This window comes from Pseudomonas sp. PAMC25584 (assembly GCF_058135675.1).
Genome location: NZ_CM176870.1, coordinates 4,518,834 through 4,543,940, shown reverse-complemented (window position 1 = coordinate 4,543,940; position 25,107 = coordinate 4,518,834). Strand labels below are relative to the sequence as shown.

Annotated in this window: 21 protein-coding genes; 10 read left to right on the top strand and 11 right to left on the bottom strand. The window is 61.2% G+C overall.

Features of this window, described 5'->3' with window-relative positions; genetic code table 11:
• Window position 1: 1 nt before the first annotated feature.
• Both ccoO and ccoN read right to left on the bottom strand, forming a co-directional pair.
• Window positions 2-610 carry a cytochrome-c oxidase, cbb3-type subunit II gene (gene ccoO / locus ACS5Q8_RS21065; protein WP_276194292.1) on the bottom strand — a complete coding sequence of 203 codons (609 nt, stop codon included), beginning with the start codon at window positions 608-610 and terminating at the stop codon, window positions 2-4.
• 10 nt (window positions 611-620) lie between these two features.
• Window positions 621-2,045 carry a cytochrome-c oxidase, cbb3-type subunit I gene (gene ccoN, locus ACS5Q8_RS21060; protein WP_276194291.1) on the bottom strand — a complete coding sequence of 475 codons (1,425 nt, stop codon included), beginning with the start codon at window positions 2,043-2,045 and terminating at the stop codon, window positions 621-623.
• A 79-nt stretch (window positions 2,046-2,124) separates the two neighbouring features.
• Between ccoN and ACS5Q8_RS21055 the strand changes: the two genes are divergently transcribed.
• Entirely contained in the window at window positions 2,125-2,817 is a 693-nt protein-coding gene (locus ACS5Q8_RS21055) for an alpha/beta family hydrolase (RefSeq protein ID WP_276194290.1), read from the top strand.
• A gap of 109 nt (window positions 2,818-2,926) precedes the next feature.
• Here ACS5Q8_RS21055 and ACS5Q8_RS21050 read toward each other — a convergent pair whose 3' ends face one another.
• The gene (locus ACS5Q8_RS21050) at window positions 2,927-4,492 is read right to left on the bottom strand and encodes a methyl-accepting chemotaxis protein (protein WP_465159378.1); all 1,566 of its coding nucleotides are present in this window, start codon (window positions 4,490-4,492) and stop codon (window positions 2,927-2,929) included.
• 73 nt (window positions 4,493-4,565) lie between these two features.
• Complete coding sequence (locus tag ACS5Q8_RS21045) at window positions 4,566-5,357, bottom strand: CPBP family intramembrane glutamic endopeptidase (protein ID WP_426100071.1); 792 nt, start codon at window positions 5,355-5,357, stop codon at window positions 4,566-4,568.
• Between the two features lie 436 nt (window positions 5,358-5,793).
• On the opposite strand from ACS5Q8_RS21045, the gene ACS5Q8_RS21040 reads away from it, so the two are divergent.
• Window positions 5,794-6,654, top strand: a complete 861-nt coding sequence (locus tag ACS5Q8_RS21040) for a DMT family transporter (RefSeq protein WP_276194288.1) — start codon at window positions 5,794-5,796, stop codon at window positions 6,652-6,654.
• Window positions 6,655-6,685: 31 nt separating this feature from the next.
• On the opposite strand, the gene ACS5Q8_RS21035 is transcribed toward ACS5Q8_RS21040, so the two are convergent.
• Window positions 6,686-7,582 carry a DMT family transporter gene (locus ACS5Q8_RS21035; protein ID WP_247401669.1) on the bottom strand — a complete coding sequence of 299 codons (897 nt, stop codon included), beginning with the start codon at window positions 7,580-7,582 and terminating at the stop codon, window positions 6,686-6,688.
• A 256-nt stretch (window positions 7,583-7,838) separates the two neighbouring features.
• Between ACS5Q8_RS21035 and aceK the strand changes: the two genes are divergently transcribed.
• The 5 genes from aceK (at window position 7,839) to ACS5Q8_RS21010 (ending at window position 15,820) form a co-directional block, all read left to right on the top strand.
• Window positions 7,839-9,560, top strand: coding sequence for a bifunctional isocitrate dehydrogenase kinase/phosphatase (gene aceK, locus ACS5Q8_RS21030; protein ID WP_276194287.1), 1,722 nt, complete (start codon window positions 7,839-7,841; stop codon window positions 9,558-9,560).
• Window positions 9,561-9,630: 70 nt separating this feature from the next.
• Window positions 9,631-13,542: an ATP-dependent RNA helicase HrpA gene (gene hrpA / locus ACS5Q8_RS21025; protein WP_426100069.1), complete on the top strand. Its 3,912-nt coding sequence runs from the start codon at window positions 9,631-9,633 to the stop codon at window positions 13,540-13,542.
• A gap of 228 nt (window positions 13,543-13,770) precedes the next feature.
• A complete protein-coding gene (locus ACS5Q8_RS21020; RefSeq protein ID WP_276194285.1) occupies window positions 13,771-14,892 on the top strand; it encodes a beta-ketoacyl-ACP synthase III in 1,122 nt (373 codons plus the stop codon).
• Window positions 14,893-14,978: 86 nt separating this feature from the next.
• On the top strand, window positions 14,979-15,593 hold the full coding sequence (locus ACS5Q8_RS21015; protein ID WP_247403507.1) for an RNA polymerase sigma factor: 615 nt from the start codon (window positions 14,979-14,981) through the stop codon (window positions 15,591-15,593).
• The gene (locus ACS5Q8_RS21010; protein WP_276194284.1) at window positions 15,587-15,820 is read left to right on the top strand and encodes an anti-sigma factor family protein; all 234 of its coding nucleotides are present in this window, start codon (window positions 15,587-15,589) and stop codon (window positions 15,818-15,820) included. The genes ACS5Q8_RS21015 and ACS5Q8_RS21010 overlap by 7 nt, the downstream gene beginning before the upstream one ends.
• A 120-nt stretch (window positions 15,821-15,940) precedes the next feature.
• Here the strand turns inward: ACS5Q8_RS21010 and ACS5Q8_RS21005 are convergent, their stop codons facing one another.
• Window positions 15,941-17,263 carry a putative porin gene (locus ACS5Q8_RS21005; RefSeq protein ID WP_276194282.1) on the bottom strand — a complete coding sequence of 441 codons (1,323 nt, stop codon included), beginning with the start codon at window positions 17,261-17,263 and terminating at the stop codon, window positions 15,941-15,943.
• Window positions 17,264-17,546: 283 nt separating this feature from the next.
• On the opposite strand from ACS5Q8_RS21005, the gene ACS5Q8_RS21000 reads away from it, so the two are divergent.
• Window positions 17,547-18,671 carry a GNAT family N-acetyltransferase gene (locus ACS5Q8_RS21000; protein ID WP_276194281.1) on the top strand — a complete coding sequence of 375 codons (1,125 nt, stop codon included), beginning with the start codon at window positions 17,547-17,549 and terminating at the stop codon, window positions 18,669-18,671.
• A gap of 12 nt (window positions 18,672-18,683) precedes the next feature.
• Here the strand turns inward: ACS5Q8_RS21000 and aqpZ are convergent, their stop codons facing one another.
• From aqpZ to ACS5Q8_RS20975, 5 genes are all read right to left on the bottom strand, one after another.
• The gene (gene aqpZ, locus ACS5Q8_RS20995) at window positions 18,684-19,385 is read right to left on the bottom strand and encodes an aquaporin Z (protein WP_276194280.1); all 702 of its coding nucleotides are present in this window, start codon (window positions 19,383-19,385) and stop codon (window positions 18,684-18,686) included.
• Window positions 19,386-19,565: 180 nt separating this feature from the next.
• On the bottom strand, window positions 19,566-21,398 hold the full coding sequence (locus ACS5Q8_RS20990) for an ABC transporter ATP-binding protein (protein ID WP_276194278.1): 1,833 nt from the start codon (window positions 21,396-21,398) through the stop codon (window positions 19,566-19,568).
• Between the two features lie 83 nt (window positions 21,399-21,481).
• Complete coding sequence (locus ACS5Q8_RS20985; RefSeq protein ID WP_253397827.1) at window positions 21,482-22,045, bottom strand: peptidylprolyl isomerase; 564 nt, start codon at window positions 22,043-22,045, stop codon at window positions 21,482-21,484.
• A 3-nt stretch (window positions 22,046-22,048) separates the two neighbouring features.
• A complete protein-coding gene (locus ACS5Q8_RS20980; protein ID WP_276194277.1) occupies window positions 22,049-22,852 on the bottom strand; it encodes an alpha/beta fold hydrolase in 804 nt (267 codons plus the stop codon).
• A 14-nt stretch (window positions 22,853-22,866) separates the two neighbouring features.
• Window positions 22,867-23,790 (bottom strand): PA3225 family LysR-type transcriptional regulator, encoded by a 924-nt coding sequence (locus ACS5Q8_RS20975; protein ID WP_253397824.1) that lies wholly within the window; start codon window positions 23,788-23,790, stop codon window positions 22,867-22,869.
• 49 nt (window positions 23,791-23,839) lie between these two features.
• Between ACS5Q8_RS20975 and ACS5Q8_RS20970 the strand changes: the two genes are divergently transcribed.
• Together ACS5Q8_RS20970 and ACS5Q8_RS20965 are read left to right on the top strand one after the other, a co-directional pair.
• A complete protein-coding gene (locus ACS5Q8_RS20970) occupies window positions 23,840-24,154 on the top strand; it encodes a 3-phosphoglycerate kinase (protein ID WP_247397373.1) in 315 nt (104 codons plus the stop codon).
• A 151-nt stretch (window positions 24,155-24,305) separates the two neighbouring features.
• Window positions 24,306-24,905, top strand: a complete 600-nt coding sequence (locus ACS5Q8_RS20965; protein WP_276194276.1) for an FMN-dependent NADH-azoreductase — start codon at window positions 24,306-24,308, stop codon at window positions 24,903-24,905.
• Window positions 24,906-25,107: the final 202 nt, after the last annotated feature.

Sequence of the window (25,107 nt, the reverse complement as noted above, 5' to 3'; positions counted from 1 at the left end):
CTCACCTCTTGCTCTTGATGGCGGTGCCGAGGACTTGCAGGTACGAAACCAGCGCGTCGATCTCGGTCTTGCCCTTGAGGCTGGCCACTGCACCGCTGATGTCTTCGTCGGTGTAAGGCACGCCGAGGGTACGCATCACTTTGAGCTTGGTCACGGTATCGCTGCTGTCGAGCGGCGCCGTCACCAGCCATGGGTAGGCCGGCATTTTCGACTCAGGCACTACGTTGCGCGGGTTGTACAAGTGCGCGCGGTGCCAGTCGTCCGAGTAGCGTGCGCCGACGCGAGCCAGGTCTGGCCCGGTACGCTTGGAGCCCCACAGGAACGGATGGTCCCATACGCTTTCGCCCGCGACCGAGTAGTGGCCGTAGCGCTCGGTCTCGGCGCGGAACGGACGGATCATCTGCGAGTGGCACTGTACGCAACCTTCGCGGATGTAGATGTCGCGGCCTTCCAGTTGCAGCGCGGTGTAGGGCTTCATGCCTTCCACCGGTTTGTTGGTCACGTCCTGGAAGAACAGCGGGACGATCTGGGTCAGGCCGCCGATGCTCACGGCAAGCACCATCAGCAGCATCAGCAGACCGACGTTCTTTTCAATCGTTTCGTGTTTCATCACTGACTCCTCAGGCCGTCTGCGCGGCAGGGGTGGCTTCGACAGGTTGTGCCGAGCGCACGGTGCGCCATGTGTTGTAAGCCATCAGCAACATGCCGCTGAGGAACACCGCACCGCCTACCAGTCGCACGACGTAGCCCGGGTGGCTGGCTTGCAGCGCTTCGACAAAGGAGTAGGTGAGGGTGCCGTCATCGTTGATCGCACGCCACATAAGGCCCTGGGCGATGCCGTTGACCCACATCGAGGCGATGTAGAGCACGGTGCCGATGGTGGCCAGCCAGAAGTGCGCGTTGATCAGGCCGACGCTGAACATCCGCTCGCGCCCAAACACTTTCGGGATCATGTGGTACAGCGCGCCGATGGAGATCATCGCTACCCAACCGAGTGCGCCGGCGTGTACGTGGCCGATGGTCCAGTCGGTGTAGTGGGACAGCGAGTTGACGGTCTTGATGGCCATCATTGGCCCTTCGAACGTCGACATGCCGTAGAACGCCAGCGAGACGACCAGGAAGCGCAGGATCGGGTCGCTGCGCAACTTATGCCAGGCACCCGAGAGGGTCATCATGCCGTTGATCATGCCGCCCCAGCTTGGCGCCAGCAGCACCAGGGACATCACCATGCCCAACGACTGTGCCCAGTCTGGCAGAGCGGTGTAGTGCAGGTGGTGCGGACCGGCCCAGATGTACAGGGTGATCAGCGCCCAGAAGTGCACGATCGACAGGCGATAGGAATACACCGGACGTTCGGCTTGCTTGGGTACGAAGTAGTACATCATCCCCAGGAAGCCGGCAGTCAGGAAGAAGCCTACTGCGTTATGTCCATACCACCACTGCACCATGGCATCCGTCGCACCGCCGTACAGCGAGTAGGACTTGGTCAGACTGACCGGGATTTCCAGGTTGTTGACGATATGCAAGATGGCCACGGTGATGATGAACGCACCGAAGAACCAGTTGCCGACGTAGATGTGCTTGGTGTTGCGCTTGGCCACAGTGCCGAAAAACACAATGGCATAAGCCACCCAGACAATCGTGATCAGGATGTCGATCGGCCATTCCAGCTCGGCGTATTCCTTGGAGCTGGTGTAACCCAGCGGCAAGGTGATCGCTGCCAGGACAATGACCAGTTGCCAGCCCCAAAAGCAGAACTGAGCGACTTTTGGCGCGAACAGCTGGGTCTGGCAGGTGCGCTGTACCGAGTAGAAGGAGCTGGCAAACAGCGCACAACCCCCGAAGGCGAAGATCACCGCGTTGGTGTGCAGCGGGCGCAAGCGGCCGAAGCTGGTCCAAGGCAAGTCAAAGTTGAGTGCAGGCCACACCAATTGGGCCGCGAGAAAAACCCCGAGCCCCATGCCGACGATGCCCCACACCACCGTCATAATGGCGAATTGGCGGACCACCTTGTAGTTATAGGCGGTACTTAAAGTAGTGTTCATGGTTCCCCATCCACGGTTCAACCCAAGCAGATGCGACACTTGGGCTGGAGTTATAGGCAGACTAAAAAGCGAGGTAAGCATGGGCAAAGAGCACAAGGCCAGTATTGACGGGGATCAATGGGCACGGTGTGTGCAGGAACATGGTTGGCGATGGGATGTTGCCTCGGGCGCTCCCACGCATACGCCGGTGACGCTGATCCTGGCGCACGGCGCCGGCGCGCCGATGGACTCATCCTTCATGGACGACATGGCTGCGCGCCTTGCCGGGCAGGGTGTAAGCGTCTTGCGTTTCGAGTTTCCCTACATGGCCCAGCGCCGCGTGGATGGCGGCAAGCGCCCGCCCAACCCGGCGCCGAAACTGCTGCAGAGCTGGCGCGAGGTCTATACCGAGGTGCGACGCCATGTCGCTGGGAAACTGGTCATTGGTGGCAAGTCCATGGGCGGGCGCATGGCCAGTTTGCTCGCCGATGAATTGGGTGCCGATGGGCTGGTGTGCCTGGGCTATCCGTTCTATGCGGTGGGCAAGCCGCAAAAGCCGCGAGTCGCACATTTGGCCGGGTTGAAGACGCCGACATTGATTGTGCAGGGCGAGCGCGATGCGTTGGGCAATCGAGCGGCGGTGCAGGGGTATGACTTGTCGCCGAGCATCGAGGTGATGTGGCTGGCGGCGGGGGATCATGATTTGAAGCCGTTGAAGGCGTCGGGGTGCAGTCATGAGCAGCATTTGGAGGCTGCGGCGGTGCAAGTGGCTCAGTTTCTCGGTGCCTGTTAGGGCCCTATCGGGGGCAAGCCCCCTCGCACATTTAACCGCGTACACCCCTTGGAATGCAGTCGAATGTGGGAGGGGCGTTGCGACGATTCGACTTGCCCCCGATAGCGGTTTAGCGGTTAAAACGCTCCACCAGCGAATACTGGGTATGCGCCGTGTGCGTCAACTCTTCACTCAACTGCGCCGAGTTCAACGCCTGTTCCGACGTCTGATCGGCCAGTAGCGCGATGGTGCTGATATTGCGGCTGATCTCTTCGGCAACCGAGCTTTGCTCTTCCGTGGCGGCGGCGATTTGGGTGGTCATGTCGGTGATGTTGGCCACCGCTTCGCTGATGCCCACCAGCGCCTGATCCGCCTCCATCACCCGCGATACGCCTTCTTCGGCCTGGCGATGCCCGGCGTCCATGGTTTGTACGGCAGCGGCAGCGGTTTGCTGCAGCTTGGCGATCAGGGTATGGATCTGCCCGGTCGATTCAGCCGTGCGTTGCGCCAGTTGGCGGACTTCGTCGGCAACCACCGCAAAACCACGGCCCATCTCACCGGCACGCGCGGCTTCGATCGCGGCGTTCAAGGCCAGCAGGTTGGTCTGGTCGGCAATGCCTTTGATCACGTCGACCACGCCGCCGATTTCATCGCTGTCCTTGGCCAGTTGGGTGACGGTCACGCCGGTCTCGCCAACCGCGACCGACAGCCGCTGAATCGCCGCGCGGGTTTCCCCGGCGATATCGCGGCCGCGCCCGGTGAGGCGATTGGCTTCCTGGGTGGCATCGGCCGTGCGCTGCACATGGCTGGCGACTTCCTGGGTCGTCGCCGCCATCTGGTTGACTGCGGTGGCCACCTGTTCGGTTTCCACGCGCTGGCGTTCCAGGCCGCTGGAGCTGTTGTGCGCCAAGGTGTTGGACTGCGCCGCCTGCTCGTTGAGGTGTTCGGCGGTGTCCTGCAAGCGCGTGAGACAGGTCTTCAGACGTGCCTCCTGGCTGAGGATCGACATTTCCAGGCGTGCCTGGGCGCCACGGCTGTCGGTGTACATCTGCGCGATCAACGGATCGGAGGTGGTCTGTTCGGCCAGGCGCAGCAAACGCTTGAGGCCGCGCTGTTGCCAGCTCAGGCCCAGTAGGCCCAACGGCACCGACAACCCCGCCGCGAGGGCAAAGCCCCAGTGGGAGTTGAGCGACGCGCCAATCATGAAGCTCAACTGGCTGACCAGGATAAACGGCAGCCAGTCCTGCAGCACCGGCAGCCACTTGTCCCGTTTGGGAATGGCGGACTTGCCCTGATTGATGCGTTGGTAGAGCGCTTCGGCCCGGCGGATCTGCTCGGCGGTGGGCTTGACGCGCACCGATTCATAGCCGACCACTTGGTTGCCGTCATACATCGGCGTCACATAGGCGTTAACCCAGTAGTGATCGCCGGTCTTGCAGCGGTTCTTGACGATGCCCATCCATGGCAAGCCTTGCTTGAGCGTGGACCACATGTGTGCGAACACAGCCCCCGGAACGTCCGGGTGGCGAACCAGGTTGTGCGGGGCGCGCACCAGTTCGTCGCGGGAGAAACCACTGATTTCGACGAAAGCGTCGTTGCAGTAAGTGATGACACCCTTGGCATCTGTGGTGGAGATCAACCGTTGCTGAGCGGGGAAGGTCCGTTCGCGCTGGGTAACGGGTTGGTTATTACGCATGGTTATTCAATCCGCGAGGCTTTCAATGGGTATCGGCGATGGCGATCATATATTTAACTTATTTTTGCAATAATCAGCCGGCGAGCATTGGGTAGGAAAACAGTCCGAAATGCAGAAAATTAAGGCCGAAATGCGTGGCAATCGCCGCGCCCAGGCCGCCAAAACGATAAGCAAGGCCATAACCGACGCCAGCGATGCTGGCCAGCAGCACCCACTGCCAGCCCGCGCCCAGGTGTACAAGGCCGAATAGCAGAGCGGCCAGCAGCAATGCGAGGTTTTCGCCGTAGGGCAAGTGTTTGAAGCGTCGGCTCAGGCCGCCCTGAATGTAGCCGCGGAACAGCGCTTCTTCCACTAACGTCACCAACAACAGGTTATTCAGCACCCACAACCACGCCTGGTCCGGCCACTTCGGCGCCCAACTGATGACGCCCAGCAACGCCGCGCCACCCAGTGCCACTATGGCTGTCAGAGTCAACGCCAAGGCGGTGACGCAGATCGACAGTCGCAATGAGCGCCGCGCCACAATCCACGGGCAGGCCAGCAGCAGCCAGAAGCCGATCAGCGGTTTGTCCTGGTTGAGGTACATCGAGAAGGGCACGGCATCGGCGGTGAAACGCTGGGGCGCGATACCGCGCCCGTTGTCGAACCCCGGCAGCCAGTGCATTGCAAGGCCCAAGGCCAATACGATGAACAACCCGTGGCCGACGTAACGCCCCCATGCGGTCCGTTGCTGGCGTACCGCATACCCGGCGATCAGCAGCAGGGCCACGGAGATTGCCGCCAGCACCCCCAGTTGGCCGTAGACCAACGCCATGACATAGCCGATGGATAGGAGAGCGAGGTACAGCCAGGGCAAAGCGGCCATGTGAAATCCTTGGAAAAAACCGGGCGGTAGTATAGCGGGCGGCCTGCGCGGCCAAAATGAAAAAGCCATCACGCGAAAGCGGTTCTGCTGGAGCGATTGCAAAATATGTCGGCGGCTGGTTATAGTCGTCGCGCTTTCATCTCCTCAAAAGATCAGCCCATGCCTGCATTCCTGTGCATAGCGGTAGTCGATTCAGCGTCCAGCGCTGTGGTCGTGCCGTGCGGGAATCAGCAGCCTGCGCAGATCAGTCACTACCCCCCTCCACCTGTCAGTAGCACGCCGGTGTACGCAGTCGTATCACCGCCGGGTGTTGGCATTTCGGGCTGATCAGCTGATTGCTGTTCCCGTATGCCCGCCTGAAAAAAACCTACTGAGCTAAACCCACGCGCTTTAGCTTTTGCTGAATCGGCTTTTTGCCTGATTACAGGTGGTAACCATGTCTGTTATTTCGAAACAATCCGTGGCCGCGGCGGCTTCGACGAGCCTGTTTGTATTGCTGTGGAGCAGCGGGGCGATTTTCTCCAAGTTGGGCCTGGCCCATGCGTCGCCCTTCGCCTTTTTGCTGATCCGTTTTGCCATCGCCCTTGCGGGGTTGGTGATTTTGGTACCGATCCTCAAGCTCAAACTGCCGCAACCCGGCAAGCCGCTGCTGTATGCGGCGACCACGGGGCTGGTGTTGTTGGGGGCGTACCAGATTTTCTATCTGCTGGCCCTGGACCTCAAAGTCACCCCAGGGGTGATGGCAACCATCATGGGGGTGCAGCCGATTCTCACCGTGGTGCTGATGGAGCGCCAACGCTCCTGGCGCCGGATGTTCGGCCTGGGGTTGGGGTTGGTGGGGCTGATCATGGTGGTCTACCAAGGCATCGGGCTGTCGGGGATGTCCCTGGCCGGGATGCTCTTCGGTTTGTTGGCCCTGGCAAGCATGACCTTCGGCTCAATCATGCAGAAGCGCATCACCGACAACCCGTTGGGCACGCTACCCGTGCAGTACCTGGCAGGGCTGCTGCTGTGCTCGGTGTTTGTGCCGTTCCAGCCGTTCCACTTTGAGCACAACGCCAGCTTTTACCTGCCGGTGCTGTGGATGGGCCTGGTGGTGTCGCTGCTGGCGACGCTGTTGCTGTACCGCCTGATCGCCCGGGGCAATTTGGTCAATGTCACCAGCCTGTTCTACTTGGTGCCTGCGGTGACAGCGGTGATGGATTACCTGATCTTCGGCAACCGGCTCGCGTTATTGAGCCTGCTGGGGATGGGGTTGATCATCATGGGTCTGGTGTTTGTATTCCGTAAAAGCTGACGTCTGAACACGCTGTAGGGGCAAGGCGCCCCTACAGCGCTTTGGCCAATGTCCCCGGCCGCAACACCAACCATAACGCCCCCGCAATCAACACCCCGCCATACAGATGCGCCATCGACAATGGCTCATCCAACAGCAACGCTCCCCACAGTACCCCGAACGGCGGAATCAGGAAGGTGGTGGTCATCGACTTCACCGGGCCAATCGCCGTCAGCAGGCGAAAGTACAGGACGTAGGCAAACGCCGTACACATCAGCCCCAACCCCAGCAGCGACAACCACACGTGCCAGCCGCCCCAGCTTGCCGGCGGATGGCGGATGGCGCTGTAGGCAAACAGCGGCAGCAGGAACAAGGTCGCGCCGAGCATGCTGCCCAGGGCCGCGAGCCGACTGTCGAGCCCGCCGCGCTGATCCAGCCAGCGCCGCGCGAGAAAACCGGCGAAGCCATAGCAAGTGGTGGCCAACAGGCAGGCCAACGCGCCCATCAACAATTCCAGGTCAAATGCCACTGGCCCGGCGCGGGTCAGTACGCCCACGCCAAACAGGCCCAGGCACACCCCGCCGACTTTCGATGGCGTCAGGCGTTCGCTGAAAAACAATCCGCCAATCAGCACGCCCATTAACGGCGTGGTGGCATTGAAGATCGCCGAGTAACCCGCCGGCAACACCTGGGCGGCCACGGAGTACAGGGTCGCGGGTATGCCGGAGTTGATCACGCCCAGCAGCAGGATGGTCTTGAACTTGCCCTGAAAGTCCCAGTTCACGCGCATCACCGCCAGCATCACCAGCAAGCCGGCGGCGGCAATCGACACGCGAAAAAACGCGGTCGGCAGCGTGCCGATTTCCGGCGCGATAATGCGCATGAACAGGAAACTCGCGCCCCAGATCGCGGCCAGCCCCAGCAGGTACAGGGTGTCGACAGGTCTCACAGAAAACTCCTACATCAAGAAGGCGGCGAGTGTTGCCCAGCGACTGGCTCGACACAATCACTGATTACAGGACAACCCGCATCACCGCGCGGTGCTGGCCGATATGCGCATTGGCCGCGGTGAGTGTTCTCAATAACGCGCATAAATCTGCGAAATGAACGAAAGTCCACAAACAAGCATGCTAAATGACTGCTTCTCCTGGCTCCCTTGACTGGCTAAGCTCTGGGCTTCCAGATGCCCGTTCGAGGTTTCCCGCATGTCGCAGCGCACACCCGCCCTCGCTATCGCCCAGATGATCCTCGATGGCTTCGACGATTACCGCGAGCACTTCCGCCAGATCACCGATGGAGCCCGTGAACGTTTCGAAAAGGCCCAGTGGCAGCAGGGCCAGGCAGCCTCGGCGGCGCGTATCAACCTGTATGAGGAGAAAGTCAGCGAAGTGACGAACCGCCTGCAGGCGAGTTTCGATGACGCTACGCTGCAGGCCATTGATGCCTGGCCCTTGGTCAAAAGCGCCTACATCGGCCTGATCGACCTGCGCTTTGACGATGAGCTGTCCGAGACCTGGTACAACTCGATCTTCTGCAGCCTGTTCAGCCATGACCTGATCACCGACGGCTGCATGTTTGTCCATACCACTCGGCCGAGCCTGCGCCGGGCGAGGGCGGCGCAAACGCGGATCTACACGCCTGTCGGGAAGATCTCCGACATGCTGGCGCAGATTTTCGCGGATTACAGCTTCAGCGAGCCCTACGCGGATTTGCCGGCCGACCTGTGCCGCCTCGAAGTGCAATTGCGCGAGAACCTGCCGGACTGGGTGTGCAAGGACCCTGAGCTGAAGGTCGAGCTGTTTTCCTCGGTGCTCTACCGCAACAAGGGCGCCTACGTTGTCGGACGCATCTACACCCGCGACGAGCAGTGGCCGCTGGTAATCCCGTTGCTGCACCGCGAAGGGCAGGGTATCCAGATCGACGCGCTGATTACCGACGAAGCCGATGTGTCGATCATTTTTTCCTTCACCCGCTCCTACTTCATGGTCGACGTGCCGGTGCCGGCGGAGTTCATCGGCTTCCTCAAGCGCATCCTGCCGGGCAAGCACATTGCCGAGCTGTACACCTCGATCGGCTTCTACAAGCACGGCAAGTCGGAATTCTATCGCGCCCTGATCAACCACCTGGCCACCACCGATGATCAGTTCATCATGGCTCCCGGCATACGCGGCATGGTCATGAGCGTGTTTACGTTGCCGGGCTTCAACACGGTGTTCAAGATCATCAAGGACCGCTTCTCGCCGTCGAAAAACGTCAGCCGCGCCACCGTGATCGAGAAGTACCGCCTGGTCAAAAGTGTCGACCGCGTCGGGCGCATGGCCGATACCCAGGAGTTCGCTGATTTTCGCTTTCCGTTGAGCAAGTTCGAACCCGAGTGCCTGGCCGAATTGCTCGAAGTGGCGGCCGGCACGGTTCAAGTCGAAGGCGACAGCGTGCTGATCCGCCACTGCTGGACCGAACGGCGCATGACCCCGCTCAACCTCTACCTTGAGAACGCCAACCCCGCCCAGGAACGCGAAGCCTTGGAAGACTATGGCCTGGCGATCAAGCAACTGGCGGCGGCGAACATTTTCCCCGGCGACATGTTGCTGAAGAACTTCGGCGTCACCCGCCACGGCCGCGTGGTGTTCTACGACTACGACGAGATCTGCTACCTCACCGAAGCCAACTTCCGCCACATCCCCGCACCCCGCACGCCAGAGGATGAAATGGCTTCGGAGCCCTGGTACTCCATCGGCCCGCTGGATGTGTTCCCCGAAGAGTTCCCACCGTTCCTGTTCGCCGACGCCGGCCAGCGCAAGTTGTTCGATAAGCTGCACGGCGAGTTGTACAACGCCGACTATTGGAAGGGCCTGCAGGACGCGATTCGTGCTGGAAAGGTGATCGATGTGTTTCCGTATCGGCGCAAGGAGCGCGATAACGAATGAGGGGCGCGCGTGCCGGCGGTTTTCTGCGACAATCCGCCCCCTGCATAAATAGACGACCAAAACGCACCTGATGACTGACCAAGCGCCTGCTATCGACCAACTGCTGAAAAATCTCGATCACGCCATGCTCGCCGACCGCCCCCGTTTGCGGCGGCAGTTGCTCGAGCTGCGCAAGAAGCCCGATGAGGAGAAGCTGGCGCAGTGGGTGACGCGCATGCAGGCGTCCTGCGCCCAGGTTACGGCGCGGCGCGCCAGCCTGCCGCTGATCCGCTATGACGACAGCCTGCCGATTGCCGCCAAGCGTGACGAAATCAAGGCTGCGCTGCTCAAGCATCAGGTGCTGATCATTGCCGGTGAGACCGGCTCGGGTAAGACCACCCAACTGCCGAAAATCTGCCTGGAAATCGGTCGCGGCCAATACGGCCTGATCGGTCATACCCAGCCGCGCCGGATCGCGGCGCGCAGCGTCGCCAGTCGGGTCGCCGAAGAGTTGGCCACGCCGCTCGGTGCGCTGGTCGGTTACCAGGTGCGCTTCGAAGACCAGAGCGATTCCAACACCCTGATCAAGCTGATGACCGACGGCATCCTGCTGGCGGAAACCCAGAACGACCGCTACCTCGAACGCTACGACACGATCATCGTCGACGAAGCCCACGAACGCAGCCTGAACATCGACTTCCTGCTTGGCTACCTGAAAACCCTGCTGCCGCGTCGCCCGGACCTGAAAGTCATCATCACCTCGGCGACCATCGACCTGGAGCGCTTTTCCAAGCATTTCGACGATGCGCCGATTGTCGAAGTGTCGGGCCGCACCTTCCCGGTGGACACTTGGTACCGCCCGCTGACCCTGGAACAGGACGAAGAGGGCAACCGTGTCGAAGACGACTTGACCGTCGACCAGGCGATCCTCGCCACCCTCGATGAAATCGCCGCCTATGAGCGCAGCGAACGGCGCAGCCCTGGCGACGTGCTGGTGTTCCTGCCGGGCGAGCGCGAGATTCGCGACGCCGCCGACATGCTGCGCAAGGCCCAGCTCAAGCACACCGAGATTTTGCCGCTGTACGCGCGCCTGTCACCGGCCGAACAGCAGCGCATTTTCCAGTCCCACCCCGGCCGGCGCGTGGTGCTGGCGACCAACGTCGCGGAAACCTCGCTGACCGTACCGGGCATTCGCTATGTGATCGACAGCGGCACCGCGCGCATCAGCCGCTACAGCTACCGCGCCAAGGTGCAGCGTCTGCCCATCGAGGCGATCTCCCAGGCCAGCGCCAACCAGCGTAAAGGCCGGTGCGGCCGGGTCGAGCCGGGGATTTGCATCCGCCTGTACAGCGAAGAAGACTTTATCGGTCGCCCGGAATTTACCGACCCGGAGATCCTGCGCACCAACCTGGCTGCCGTGATCCTGCAGATGCTGCACCTGCGCCTGGGTGAAATCACCGATTTCCCGTTTATCGAACCGCCGGATGGCAAGGCCATCAGCGACGGTTTCAACCTGCTGCAAGAGCTGTCGGCGGTTGACCGCAACAGCCAGCTGACCCCGCTGGGCCGCCAGTTGGCGCGCCTGCCGGTGGACCCGCGCATGGGCCGCATGCTGCTCGAAGCCGCCAAGCTGGGCAGCTTGCAGGAAGTGCTGATCGTGGCCAGTGCCATGTCGATCCAGGACCCGCGCGAGCGCCCGCCGGAGCGTCAACAAGCCGCCGACCAGGCCCACGCGCAATGGAAGGACGTCGATTCGGACTTCGCCGGCCTGGTCAATCTGTGGCGCGGCTTTGAAGAGCAACGCCAGGCATTGACCGCCAGCCCGCTGCGTAACTGGTGTCGCAAGAACTTCCTCAACTACCTGCGCCTGCGCGAGTGGCGCGATTCCCATCGCCAGTTGAGTCTGATCTGCCGCGATATGCAGTTGAGCCTCAACAAGGAACCGGCGGACTTCGCCAAATTGCACAAGGCCGTGCTGTCCGGCCTGCTCAGCCAGATCGGGCAGAAAACCGAAGACGGCGATTACCTCGGCGCGCGTCAGCGGCGCTTCTGGATTCACCCGTCGTCGGGCATCGGCAAGAAACGTCCGCAATGGCTGATGGCCGCCGAACTGGTGGAGACCACCAAGCTGTATGCGCGCATGGTGGCGAAGATCGATGCCGACTGGATCGAGCCGCTGGCCGGGCACCTGATCAAGAAAAACCACTTCGAACCCCACTGGGAGAAGAAGCGCGGCCAAGTGGTGGCGTTCGAGCAGATCACCCTGTTCGGGCTGATTGTGGTCGGGCGGCGTCCGGTGCATTACGGGCCGATCGACCCGGTGGTGTCGCGTGAGCTGTTTATCCGCGAAGGCCTGGTGCGCGGCGAGATCCAGTCGCGGGCCCAGTGCCTGACGGCCAACCAGCAACTGCTGGAGCAGCTCGACGAACTGGAAGCCAAGGCGCGTCGTCGTGACATTCTTGCCGACGAAGAGACGCTGTATGCGTTCTACGATGCGCGCTTGCCGGCGGAGATCCACCAGACCGCGACGTTCGACAGCTGGTACAAGGTCAACAGCCAGAAAGACCCGCAATTGCTGATCATGCGCGAGGAAGACGTACTGGCCCGCGACGCCAGCGAAGTCACCGCTGCGCATTACCCGGACACCCTGCACCTGGGCGACCTGGCGCTGGCCTTGAGTTACCACTTCGAACCCAACCATCCGCGTGACGGCGTGACCCTGCGCGTGCCGGCGCCGCTGTTGCCGGCCTTGCCCGCCGAGCGCCTGGAGTGGTTGGTGCCGGGGGTGATCGAAGCCAAGTGCATCGCCCTGGTGCGTAACCTGCCTAAGGCCCTGCGCAAGAATTTCGTGCCGGTGCCGGACTTCGTCAGGGCTGCCCTGCAACGTATCGAATTCGCCCAGGGTTCGCTGCCCCAGGCGCTGGGGCGCGAGTTGCTGCGCATGACCGGCGCACGCGTCAGCGATGAAGCCTGGGCCGAGGCCGCGCAGCAGGTGGAAAGCCACCTGAAGATGAACCTGGAAGTGGTCGACGGCCAGGGCAAGTTTCTCGGCGAAGGCCGCGACCTGGCCGAGCTGACCGCGCGCTTTGCCGAGGCGAGCCAGGCCGCGCTGGCCGTGCCGCAAACCGCGAAAAGCCAACAGCCGGTGGAGGCCAAGGGGTTTGCGGCGGTAGCCGAGAAGACCCAGCAAAAGATCGCCGGGTTGTCGATGACGGTGTATCCGGCGCTGGTGGAAGAAAACGCCACGGTCAAGGAAGGGCGTTTCTCCACCGCCGCCGAGGCCGAATTCCAGCACCGGCGCGCCTTGCAGCGCCTGTTGATGCAGCAATTGGCTGAGCCGGCAAAATTCCTGCGTGGCAAATTGCCCGGCCTGACCGAACTGGGCCTGATGTACCGCGAGCTGGGGCGCATCGACGCGCTGGTGGAAGACATCCTGCTGGCCAGCCTCGACACCTGCGTGCTGGACGGCGAAGCCAACCTGCCGCGTGACGGTGCCGGGTTGGCGGCGTTGGCCGAGCGCAAGCGTGGCAGTTGGACCGAACATGCCGAGCGTCTGGCGCGCTTGACGCTGGACGTGCTGAAACTCTGGCACGGCCTGCAAAAGCGCTTCAAAGGCAAGATCGACCTGGCGCAGGCGGTGGCCTTGAACGATATCAAGCAGCAACTGAGCAATCTGGTCTATCCCGGTTTTGTGCGGGAAACCCCGGCGCTGTGGTTAAAAGAATTGCCGCGTTTGCTCAAGGCCATCGAGCTGCGCCTGGAAAAACTGCCCAGCCAGGTGCAAAAAGACCGGGTGTGGAGCGGCGAGCTGGGCGGCCTGTGGGCGCAGTACCAGAACCGCTTGAACAAGCACGCCCAGGAAGGCAAGCGCGACCCCCAGCTAACGCTCTACCGCTGGTGGTTGGAGGAATATCGGGTGTCGTTGTTTGCCCAGCAGTTGGGCACCAAGGTACCGATTTCGGACAAGCGCCTGAGCAAGCAATGGAGCCTGGTGGAGGCTTGATCACACTAATGGGCAATGGCGCTTATCCGGGATATGGCGCCAAATCCCCAGGGTTGTGGCAAACTTCGCGGTTATAAATGCCGGGATCGTCGTGATGGGCTGGTGTGCAGCCGCGGCGCGATGGAATAAAGCGTTGCCAGTTTGAAGCCCGCTGGATGGCCTCAAACGACCTACAGTTTGGTACGACGGTACCAATATCTTCTGCCTGACAGATTTAGAGGAACGACCGTGCATAACGTCGTCATCAGCGGCACTGGCCTGTACACCCCGGCCAACAGCATCTCCAACGAAGAGCTGGTGCAGTCTTTCAATACCTACGTGCAGCAGTTCAACACGAAGAACGCCGCTGCCATCGAACGCGGTGACGTGCAGGCGCTGACCGAGTCCAGCGCGGCCTTCATCGAGAAGGCGTCGGGCATCAAGAGCCGATTTGTGATGGACAAGGACGGCATTCTTGACCCGCAGCGCATGACTCCGCGCCTGCCCGAGCGCAGCAACGACGAGTGGTCGGTGCTCTGCCAGATGGCCGTCGGCGCCGCCGAACAGGCCCTGCAGCGCGCCGGCAAGACCGCCGCCGACATCGACGGGGTGATCGTCGCCTGCTCCAACCTGCAACGTGCCTACCCGGCCATCGCCATCGAAGTCCAGGAAGCCCTCGGCATCGCAGGTTTCGGTTTCGACATGAACGTGGCGTGTTCCTCGGCAACCTTCGGCATCCAGAACGCCGCCAACAGCATCAAGCTGGGTCAGGCGCGGGCAATCCTGATGGTCAACCCGGAAGTCTGCACTGGCCACTTGAACTTCCGCGACCGCGACAGCCACTTCATTTTCGGTGACGCGGCCACTGCGGTGATCCTCGAACGCGCCGACCTGGCAACCTCCGAGCACCAGTTCGACGTGGTGAGCACCAAGCTGCTGACCAAGTTCTCGAATACCATCCGCAACAACTTCGGCTTCCTCAACCGCGCGGCGGAAGAGGGCATCGGTGCGCCCGACAAACTGTTCGTGCAGGAAGGCCGCAAAGTCTTCCGCGACGTCTGCCCGATGGTCGCAGAGTTGATCGGCGCGCACCTGGCGCAAAACCAGTTGAACGTCGACGACGTGAAGCGCTTCTGGCTGCACCAGGCCAACCTGAGCATGAACCACCTGATCGTGAAGAAGCTGCTGGGGCGTGAAGCCACGCTGGTAGAAGCGCCGGTGATTCTCGACACCTACGCCAACACCAGCTCGGCGGGATCGGTGATTGCGTTCCATACTTACCAGGACGACTTGCCCAAAGGCGCTGTGGCGGTACTTAGCTCGTTCGGCGCGGGCTACTCGATCGGCAGCGTGATCCTGCGCAAACGCTGATTCTGCGGCTCGCCGCGGTCAAATGTGGGAGCTGGCAAGCCAGCCCCCACACAGATCGCGTTCTCACTTGGAAACCGAGGTCTCGAATGGCAGCAGCGGACGACGCGCACCTGCTTGAACGCTTGCTCAAGGGCGAGCAGCGGGCCTACAAGGAATTGGTCACGCAATACCAAAGCGCAATGCGCGCGGTGGCTTATGCGATTGTCGGCCAGCGCCATGCCGACGAAGTGGTGCAGGACGCCTGGCTCTCAGTGGTGCGCAACCTGGCCAAGTTCGAAGGGCGCTCCAGCCTCAAGACCTGGCTGCTGACCATCACCGCCAATGCCGCCAAGGGCCGCTACAAGCAGAATCGTCGCGAAGTATTGCTCGATGATTTGCCCTCGCCCCACGGTACGATCGGGGATGAGCGTTTCATGCCGGATGATGGCCACTGGGCTGTCGCCCCCTTTGCCTGGCATCAGGACACCCCGGAAGCCCTGCTCACTGAGGATGAGCTGCGCAAATGCCTGGAGCATACGTTGCTGAATTTGTCGGAATTGCAAAGCAGCGTCCTGGTGCTGCGTGAACGTCAGGGTCTGGAGCTGGAGGAAATTTGTAATCTTCTGACGCTTTCGCTCTCCAATGTACGGGTGCTGTTGCATCGTGCGCGGCTTAAAGTCTTCGCCACGGTGGAGCATTTTGAGGAAACCGGCGAATGTTGACGTGTAAAGAGCAAGTGGCACATTCCAGTGACTTTCTCGATGGGCAGTTGACCTTTCGCGAGCGGCTGCTGGTGCGTCATCACTTGATGTTCTGCCCCAATTGCCGGCGTTTTATCCGTCAGATGCGCCTGATGCAGGCCACGTTGCGGATCATGCCGCAGGCGCCGGTACAGGGTGTGGATGCCTTGGCTGAACGGCTGGCCGCCGAGCGGCGCAAGGATCAGTAACGGCGGGGGAAAGGCAGACTCGCGCGGGGGAATCGGACGGATGATGGGGACCGACTCACCCACGCCAGGCTGTTAAAGCCACCCAGGGCCATCCTGGCCCCAGGCGTGTCGCACTTACATTTAGAACTTGGCTTCAGCATCCAACTGCAGGGTGTTGGTGTTGGCATCACGCTGCGTGCGGCTGGCGTAGTCAGCCTTGGTCAGGTAGTACGTGGCGCCGACGGCGAAGTTCTTATCGATGTCGTAGCTGACCTTCATCTTATGGCCGCGCGAACCGGTGGTGCCGTTGGCGAAGTCCGAATCGGTGAAGGCGCCGACTACAGCGTTACGTTGCGTATCGCGGTAGTTGTAGTCCAGGTTGAACCCGAACACCTTGGACTTGGCACCCAGCAACCAGGCGGTGTCCTGATCGTTGGACGCATCGTTGTTCTTCACGTACTGGCCGTAGAACGCGAGTGGCACGGCCAGGCCACCGATGTCGGCCTGGGCAAAACCTTCATACAGACGGAATTGTTCGTTCGCCGAGTTGCCGTTGACTGCCAGTGCGCAAGGCGTGGTGCTGCTCGTACAGGCGCTGCTCTGGTCGTTCTGGTAGGCGTAGATACTGCCGCCCAGGGTCATTTTCAGGTTGTCGGTCACCGAGAAACGCGTACCCAACTGGCCGGAAGTCAGGCGCAGGTCGTTGCGAAATTGCACGCCGTCGCCGTCGACGTTGTCCTTGAGGTTGTAGTTACCGAGGCTGCCGAACAGCTCGGCGCTGCTACCCAGCGGGTATTTGTAGGTCAGTGCCAGACCTTCCGGGTTGATATCGCTATCCCAGATTATGTCGCCCATGCTCACCCACGGCTGGAGCATCTTGCCGCCGATGACGTGCAGGTTCTTGATCTGGTCCGGGTGGTAGTCGATGTAGCCAAGGTCCAGCCAGATCGACTTCTTGTTGAAGTAGTTGTCCTGATCCTGGTTGGTGGAGCGTGCGTCGTCGCTGCTGCCGGTGGAGATACGAATGCCGGTGTCGACTTGGTTGTTGATCTCGGTGTAGGCGCCCAGGCGGGCACGGATGCGCTGACGGTCCTTGTCACGGCCACCGTTGTTGGATTCGCCCTGGATCTTCACGGTTTCCTGGCGGAAACGCACGTCACCCTTGAACTGGGTCCTGGCGGCCCAGGCGAGTTTCTGGTCGAACACGCTCAGGTCGTTGGTTTTTTTCGCGGTGGCCGCGATCTGTTCGTTGGTCTCTTGTTGAGCTTGCTGTGCGATCTGCTTTTCTTTCTGATCCTTGGCCAGCTCAGCTTGCAGTTCAGTGTACTGCGAACCGGTGATCTGACCGTTGGCCTTGAGCATGTCGAGCAATTTAGCGTCGACTGCAGCGCTGGCCGGAACGCTCAGGGCCAGCAACAAGCCGCCACATAGGGCCGCCGCAGTTTTAGTGGAAGCAAGACGCATATCAATCTCCGAAAGTGAGGAGGGATGGCAAACCATCCAGGACACAACCGACCGATGACGGACGGAAAAATAACCGCCCGGGTAGAACCAGGCGCGCTAAAAACAGGCGTTAGTATCACGATCGTTTATGACGAAGAGGTGGCGAAATGATGTCATGAAGATGACAAATTATTTAGAATGGAACTATTGGTTTAGAGCCTTGTCCGTCGATTCGGGGGTGTGTTGGGAGTGGCGATAAGCGATACTCGCGAGGCTTTCACGCCCTGAAGTAGTGAGGATGCCGATGCCGCTGCAACGCCTGGACAGCCTGTCCGAAATCGCCCCGCAGGTCTGGGACGCCCTGGTGCCGCAGGCCCAACCCTTTGTGCGACATGCGTTCCTGAGCGCGCTGGAAGACAGCGCCAGCCTGGGCCCGCATTCGGGCTGGCAGCCCGAGCATTTACTGCACTGGGAAGACGATCGGCTGGTGGCGGCTTTGCCCGGTTATCGCAAATGGCATTCATCCGGCGAGTACGTCTTCGACCACGGTTGGGCGGATGCCTGCCAGCGGGCCGGTATCGATTACTACCCCAAGCTGTTGGTCGCCGTGCCGTTCAGCCCGGTCAGCGGCCCGCGCTTGCTGGCCGCCAGCGCTGAAGAGGCTTTCGAGCTGCTCAACAGCCTGCCGGGCTACCTGGAAATCGAAGGGCTCTCCAGCGCGCATATCAACTTCACCGATCCGCTGGCGGATGGCGCCCTCGCCCAACAGCCGGGCTGGTTGCAGCGCCTGGGTTGTCAGTTTCACTGGCAGAACCGTGGCTACCGAGACTTTCAGGACTTCCTCGACGCCTTGAGTTCGCGCAAGCGCAAACAGATGCGCAAGGAACGCGAACAGGTGGCGGGGCAGGGCATCGAGTTCGAATGGTTGCAAGGCCATGAACTCGGCGAGGCGCAGTGGGATTTTGTCTACGCCTGCTACGCCAACACTTACGCGGTGCGCCGCCAAGCGCCGTACCTGACCCGCGCGTTTTTCAGCCTGCTGGCCGAACGCATGCCCGAAGCGATCCGCGTGGTGCTGGCTAAACAAGGCACACGCCCGGTGGCCATGGCGTTCAGCCTGATCGGCGGCGACAGCTTCTATGGTCGTTACTGGGGCTGCCTGGCGGAATTCGACCGCTTGCATTTCGAAACCTGCTTCTACCAAGGCATGGATTACGCCATTGCCCACGGCTTGCAACGCTTCGATGCCGGCGCCCAGGGCGAACATAAATTGATTCGCGGGTTCGAACCGGTGATCACCCGGTCGTGGCATTACCTGCGCCATCCGGGGTTGAAGAATGCGGTTGAGGATTTCCTGGCGCGCGAGCGGGTGGGGATTCTGGCGTATGCCGAAGAGGCGAGGGCAGCCCTGCCGTATCGACAGGGCTGAACCCGTTTTGCTTCAGGCCGGCTCCTCCTTGCCCAGCCATCGATAGGCCATGCCGCCGATCACCGCGCCAAGGATCGGCGCGAGCCAGAACATCCACAATTGCTGGATCGCCCACCCGCCCACGATCAGCGCCGGCCCCGTACTGCGGGCCGGGTTGACCGAGGTGTTGGTCACGGGAATCGAGATCAGGTGGATCAAGGTCAGCGCCAGGCCGATGGCGATGGGTGCGAGGCCCTTCGGGGCACGGTGGTCGGTGGCGCCGAGGATGATCAGCACGAACATCGCTGTCATCACCAGCTCACAGACGAACCCCGCCGCCAATGAATAACCGCCAGGCGAATGCTCGCCATAGCCGTTGGACGCCAAGCCTGACGCCAGTTCGAACCCCGGTTTGCCGCTGGCGATCACATACAACAGCGCAGCCGCGACAGTGCCACCAATGACCTGGGCCACGATGTACGCCGGCAACTCCCTGGCCGGAAACCTGCCGCCCACGACCAACCCCACCGATACCGCCGGGTTGAGGTGACAACCGCTGATGTGCCCGATGGCGACTGCCATGGTCAGCACCGTGAGCCCGAAGGCCAGGGCCACTCCCAACAACCCGATGCCGACTGCGGGAAACGCTGCGGCCAACACCGCACTCCCGCAGCCGCCCAACACCAGCCAAAACGTACCTAAACCCTCTGTGACTGAACGCTTGAACAAAGACATGCCACACGTCCTTGATAGATCGCTCTACCGAATCAGTAAATCAGTGATGCTCCCTGCAGATTTACTTCAGCGCCCGTCTGGGCACTGCACTGATTACAGCAGGGTTGTGGCACAAATCCAGGCCACCCATGTGGGAGGGGGCTTGCTCCCACATGTTGAGTTGCGTAGGGCCGGCAGTTTTCAGTCGATGCCGACAAAACCTCCGGTCTGGTGCTGCCATAGCCGCGCATACAACCCGCCGTGGGCGAGCAGCTCGGCATGGCTGCCCGTCTCGGCGATCTGGCCTTTCTCCAGCACCACCAGGCGGTCCATCCGCGCGATGGTCGACAACCGGTGCGCAATCGCAATCACCGTCTTGCCTTGCATCAGGGTTTCCAGGCTTTCCTGGATCGCCGCTTCGACTTCCGAGTCCAGCGCCGAGGTGGCTTCGTCCATGATCAGGATCGGCGCATCCTTGAGCAGCACCCGCGCGATAGCGATGCGCTGGCGTTGCCCGCCCGACAGTTTGACCCCGCGCTCGCCCACATGGGCATCCAGCCCGGTGCGGCCTTCGGCGTCTGACAGCAGCGGGATGAACTCATCGGCACGCGCCTTGTGTATGGCTGCCCAGAGTTCTTCGTCGCTGGCGTCCGGCTTGCCATACAGCAGGTTTTCGCGGATCGAGCGGTGCAGCAGCGAGGTGTCCTGGGTGATCATGCCGATCTGTTCGCGCAGGGTTTCCTGGGCGACCTCGGCGATGTTCTGGCCATCGATCAGGATGCGCCCGCCTTGCAGGTCGTATAGGCGCAACAGCAGGTTGACCAGGGTCGATTTGCCCGCGCCGGAGGGGCCGATCAGGCCGATTTTTTCACCGGCCTTGATGTTCAGGTTCAGGCCGCCAATGATCCCGCTCTTCTTGCCGTAGTGGAAATCCACCTGCTCGAAGCGCACTTCGCCATGGGGTACGGTTAGGCGTGGAGCGTTGTCGCGGTCGACCACGGCCAGCGGCTGGGCGATGGTTTTCAGGCCGTCCTGCACCATGCCGATGTTTTCGAAAATGCCATTGACCACCCACATGATCCAACCGGACATGTTGACGATGCGAATCACCAGGCCGGTCGCCAGGGCAATTGCGCCCACGGAAATCAGCGAGTGGGTCCACAGCCACAGGGCCAGGCCGGTGGTGGTGACGATCAGCAGGCCGTTCATGGTAGTGATCACCACGTCCATGCTGGTCACCACACGGCTGGCCAACTGGGTTTTTTCGGTCTGCTCGATGATCGCTTCCTTGGCGTATTCCTGCTCGGACTGGGTATGGGCGAACAGCTTCAAGGTGGTGATGTTGGTGTAGCCATCGACGATGCGCCCCATCAACTTGGAGCGTGCCTCGGAGGAAATCACCGAACGCTCTTTCACCCGTGGCACGAAGTAGCCCAATGCCAGGCTGTAGCAGACGATCCAGCTCACCAACGGGATCATCAGGCGCCAGTCGGCCTCGGCAAACAGCACCAGGGAACTGATGGCGTAGATCGCCACGTGCCAGATCGCATCCACGGCCGCCACGGCGGAGTCGCGCAGGGAGTTGCCGGTTTGCATGATGCGCTGGGCGATACGCCCGGCGAAGTCGTTCTGGAAGAAATTCAGGCTCTGCTTGAGCACGTAGCTGTGGTTCTGCCAACGGATCAGGCTGGTCATGCCGGGGCTGATGGTCTGGTGGACCAGCAAGTCATGCAGGGCGCCGAAGATCGGACGCAGCAGCAGGGCGACCACGGCCATCCAGATCAGCTCGGTGCTGTGAACCTGGAAGAAATTCGCCGGTGGTGTGCCCTGGGCCAGGTCGATGATGCGGCTCAGGTAGCTGAACAGCGCGACTTCGATCAGTGCGCCGATCAGGCCCACCACCAACAGTGCGGCAAAACACGGCCACACCTGACGCAAGTAGTAGAGGTAGAAGGGCAGGACTTTGTCGGGAGGGGCGGCGCTGGGCGCGTCGCGGAAAATATCGATCAGTTGTTCGAAACGACGATAGAGCATTAGGGTTGACGCCCGCCCGGCGGGCTCTCCTGTTCAAATGCGCACGGCGCCTTGTGAGCGCCGCGCGAAACTACCTGCAGACCTCAGTCGATGCGCTTGGCCGACTTGATCAGGACAGGATCGATGGGCACGTTTTGCATGCCTTGTTTGGTGGTGGTCTGCGAGTTGACGATGATGTCGACGACGTCCATGCCCTTGACCACTTTGGCGAACACGGCATAACCGGCATCGCGACCTGGGTCGAGGAAGGCGTTGTCCGCGACGTTGATGAAGAATTGGCTGGTGGCCGAATCCGGGTTCGAGGTGCGGGCCATCGACAGCGTGCCACGCACGTTATGCAGGCCATTGCTGGCTTCGTTCTTGATCGGTGGATTGGTGTCTTTTTGCGCCATCTGCGTGGTGAACCCGCCGCCCTGGACCATGAAGCCCGGGATCACACGGTGGAAAATCGTGTTGGTGTAGAAACCCTTGTCGACGTAGGCCAGGAAGTTCTTGGTACTGATCGGCGCCTTGACCGGGTCCAGTTCGATTTCAATGTCGCCGTTGGTGGTGGAGATCAATACGTGGGGCGCCTTGGCAGGCTCGGCCGCCATCAGGTTGGCAGCGAACAGCACGGAACCGGCAAAGAAGGCGATTTTTTTCAGCATGGGTCAGTGATCCTGGGTAGTGGTTTCGACTGTCTTTAGAAAATCGAGAAGGGTAGCGTTAAAGACTTCGGGTTGATCTAAGGGCGTGGCGTGGCGGGAATCTTCGATCACCACCAGCCGCGCATCGGGCAGCAGTTTTACATAGATTTCTTTCTGCGCCACTGGGGTGTAGTCGTGGTCGGCGCTGATGACCAGGGTTGGACAGGTAATTCTGCAAAGTTGTTCCTGCACGCCCCAGCCCACAATCGCATCGAAGCTGGCGAGATAAGCACGTTTGTCGTTTGTTGCCCAGCGCTCGGCCATCTTGCGGCGCAGGTCGGCTTGCTGCGGTTTGGGAAACAGCCGGTCGCCCAGGGCCTTGCCGATGGTGCCCAGGCTGAGGACGCGCGCCAGGGTCCAGCGCTTGGCCCATTGCCAGTAATCGTCGGCGCTGCGCACCTTGACCTCGGGCGCGCTGTTGACGATGCACAGGCTCTTGACCCGCGCCGGTTCGTCCACCGCCAGTTGAAACGCGATCATGCCGCCCATGGACAAGCCCACCACATGGGCGGGAGGCAGGTCCAGGTGTTCGATCAGGGCGATTAGGTCGAAGGTGAAACCTTTGATGCTGTAGCGCTCCCGGGGTTTGTCCGAGCGCCCGTGGCCGCGCACATCCACCACGATCAGCCGGTAATGCCTGGCCAGCACCGGAATCTGCAGTTCCCAATCCTGGCTGCTGGAGCCCAGGCCGTGGATCAAAATCAGTGGGGCGCCGTGGCCATATTCCTCGTAATGCAGGCTGCACCCTTCATGTTCGAACCAGGCCATGCATGAACTCCGTTTCAGGCTTGCTGCGGGGCGGCGAAAGGCGCATCCAGGGGCGCGGTGTCAAATGTGCGTAGCAGTTCCACGAGGATCTGCGTCGCCGGCCCCAGGGGTTTGTCCTTGTTCGAGTACAGGTAGAACGTGGGGTGGCGGCTGCCGCCCTGTTCCAAGGGTAGCTGCTTGAGCACGCCCTCGGCGAGTTCGCGCTCGATCATGTGCCGGGGCAACCAGGCAAAGCCCAGGCCGCTGCCGACGAAACTGCTGGCCGTGGCGAGGCTGCCGACGGTCCAGCGCTGTTCCGCGCCGAGCCAGCCGACATCGCGCGGCTGTTGGCGCCCGGAGTCGCGGATCACCACTTGCATCTGGCTTTCCAGGTCCTGGAAGCTCAGTTCGCGGTTCATACGGTGCAGGGCATGCTCTGGATGAGCGACGGCGACAAATTCCACGTTGCTCATCTCCGTGCCGAGGTAACCGGGGATGCTGAAGCCGCTGATCGCCAGGTCGGCCACGCCTTCGATCAACAGCTCTTCAACGCCCGACAGCACCTCCTCGCGCAGGCGCACGCGACAGCCACGGCTCTGCGGCATAAAGGCGGTCAGGGCGCGCACCAGGCGCGCATTCGGGTAGGCGGCATCGACCACCAGGCGCACCTCGGCTTCCCAGCCTTGTTCCATATGATGGGCGAGGTCTTCGAGTTGGCTGGCGTTTTTCACCAACTGCCGGGAACGGCGCAACAGCACTTCGCCGGCGTCGGTGAGCACGGCCTTACGCCCGTCGATGCGCAGCAGCGGCACCCCGAGCTGGTCTTGCATGCGGGCCACGGTGTAGCTCACCGAGGACTGTGAACGGTGCAGCGCTTCGGCCGCCTGGGCGAAGCCGCCATGGTCGACCACGGCTTGCAATGTGCGCCATTGATCGAGGGTAACGCGGGGCGCTTTCAAGATGAGCTCCTCTTGTCCTAAGCTGGCGGTCCTTATTGGAGACTGCCGAATGAGAAAATTGTGTTGTGTGTTGCTGGCACTGCTGCCGTTAAGCGCGTTTGCCTACCCGATCGACGTGACAAAAAAAATCGACGGCGTGAGCGTGGATTACACCGCGTCCGACGTGGACGGTGACATCAGTTCGATCCAACTGAACAACTACGGGACCAACGACGCGGTGTGTTCCGTCACCTTCACCAATGGGCCGGAAGCGCCACGTCGCCGTACTGTTAGCGTGCCGGCGGGCAAGAGCACCAACACCACCGCCAAGTTCAACCGCGCAATCATCAAGATGCGTATCGCCCTGGCCTGTGCCCCGAAATAAAGCAGCAGCGGAGCATGTCTACAGGAATACTCCGCTTATAAACAAATTTCTAGATGGGTTGTAGCAGTTTTTTGCGCTTTTTTATCGAATTGGCCCTGGTTAATCTTTTCTCCATCGACTTACAGCAATCACAGATGGAGCCTACGCAGCCATGTCCAACGTTCTGATCATCGAAAGCAGCGCCCGCCAGCAGGATTCGATCTCCCGCCAACTGACTCGGCAGTTCATCAGCCAGTGGCAGGCGGCTCACCCGGCGGATCAGATCAGCGTGCGCGACGTGGCGCTCAACCCGCTCCCACACCTGGACGCCAACCTGCTCGGCGGCTGGATGAAACCGGCGGATCAGCGCAACGCCCGCGAGCAGGCATCTCTGGATCGCTCCAACGCATTGACCGACGAATTGCTCGCCGCCGACGTGCTAGTGATGGCGGCGCCGATGTACAACTTCGCTATCCCCAGCACCCTCAAAGCCTGGCTGGATCATGTGTTGCGCGCGGGTGTGACCTTCAAGTACACCGCCACCGGCCCCCAGGGTTTGTTGATCGGTAAGCGGGCCATCGTGCTCACCGCCCGTGGCGGGATTCACACCGGCGCGAGCTCCGATCACCAGGAACCTTACCTGCGTCAGGTGATGGCGTTTATCGGGATTCATGACGTGACGTTCATTCACGCCGAAGGGGTGAACCTGAGTGGGGACTTCCAGGAAAAAGGCATCAACCACGCCAAGGCGTTGCTGGCGCAGGTCGCGTGATCCTTTAATCGTCAGATAATCGCGGGGTGTTTATATCTCCCCACGCAAACCCTTCAAGTACGCGTAAGAACCTCCCTTTGCACTTGTTGCTCCTGAGTGCTCCTGCCCGACTGCCGCTCTAGCGAGGTCGGGTTTTTTTTGCCCCGAGTTTCGTGAACCGCCGAAAACCTTTAATGTCCCGCCCATTCGATACGAGGCGCGC

Excerpts from the sequence above, each read along its gene's own strand:
- ACS5Q8_RS21015 (WP_247403507.1), top strand. The coding sequence starts at position 14,979 with ATGGCAGCAGCGGACGACGCGCACCTGCTTGAACGCTTGCTCAAGGGC.
- aceK (WP_276194287.1), top strand. The coding sequence starts at position 7,839 with ATGTCGCAGCGCACACCCGCCCTCGCTATCGCCCAGATGATCCTCGAT.
- ACS5Q8_RS21005 (WP_276194282.1), bottom strand. The coding sequence starts at position 17,263 with ATGCGTCTTGCTTCCACTAAAACTGCGGCGGCCCTATGTGGCGGCTTG.
- ACS5Q8_RS21010 (WP_276194284.1), top strand. The coding sequence starts at position 15,587 with ATGTTGACGTGTAAAGAGCAAGTGGCACATTCCAGTGACTTTCTCGAT.
- ACS5Q8_RS20985 (WP_253397827.1), bottom strand. The coding sequence starts at position 22,045 with ATGCTGAAAAAAATCGCCTTCTTTGCCGGTTCCGTGCTGTTCGCTGCC.
- ACS5Q8_RS21000 (WP_276194281.1), top strand. The coding sequence starts at position 17,547 with ATGCCGCTGCAACGCCTGGACAGCCTGTCCGAAATCGCCCCGCAGGTC.
- ACS5Q8_RS21050 (WP_465159378.1), bottom strand. The coding sequence starts at position 4,492 with ATGCGTAATAACCAACCCGTTACCCAGCGCGAACGGACCTTCCCCGCT.
- hrpA (WP_426100069.1), top strand. The coding sequence starts at position 9,631 with ATGACTGACCAAGCGCCTGCTATCGACCAACTGCTGAAAAATCTCGAT.
- ACS5Q8_RS20970 (WP_247397373.1), top strand. The coding sequence starts at position 23,840 with ATGAGAAAATTGTGTTGTGTGTTGCTGGCACTGCTGCCGTTAAGCGCG.
- ACS5Q8_RS20980 (WP_276194277.1), bottom strand. The coding sequence starts at position 22,852 with ATGGCCTGGTTCGAACATGAAGGGTGCAGCCTGCATTACGAGGAATAT.
- ACS5Q8_RS21040 (WP_276194288.1), top strand. The coding sequence starts at position 5,794 with ATGTCTGTTATTTCGAAACAATCCGTGGCCGCGGCGGCTTCGACGAGC.
- ACS5Q8_RS20990 (WP_276194278.1), bottom strand. The coding sequence starts at position 21,398 with ATGCTCTATCGTCGTTTCGAACAACTGATCGATATTTTCCGCGACGCG.
- ACS5Q8_RS21045 (WP_426100071.1), bottom strand. The coding sequence starts at position 5,357 with ATGGCCGCTTTGCCCTGGCTGTACCTCGCTCTCCTATCCATCGGCTAT.
- ccoO (WP_276194292.1), bottom strand. The coding sequence starts at position 610 with ATGAAACACGAAACGATTGAAAAGAACGTCGGTCTGCTGATGCTGCTG.
- ACS5Q8_RS20965 (WP_276194276.1), top strand. The coding sequence starts at position 24,306 with ATGTCCAACGTTCTGATCATCGAAAGCAGCGCCCGCCAGCAGGATTCG.
- ccoN (WP_276194291.1), bottom strand. The coding sequence starts at position 2,045 with ATGAACACTACTTTAAGTACCGCCTATAACTACAAGGTGGTCCGCCAA.
- aqpZ (WP_276194280.1), bottom strand. The coding sequence starts at position 19,385 with ATGTCTTTGTTCAAGCGTTCAGTCACAGAGGGTTTAGGTACGTTTTGG.
- ACS5Q8_RS21055 (WP_276194290.1), top strand. The coding sequence starts at position 2,125 with ATGGGCAAAGAGCACAAGGCCAGTATTGACGGGGATCAATGGGCACGG.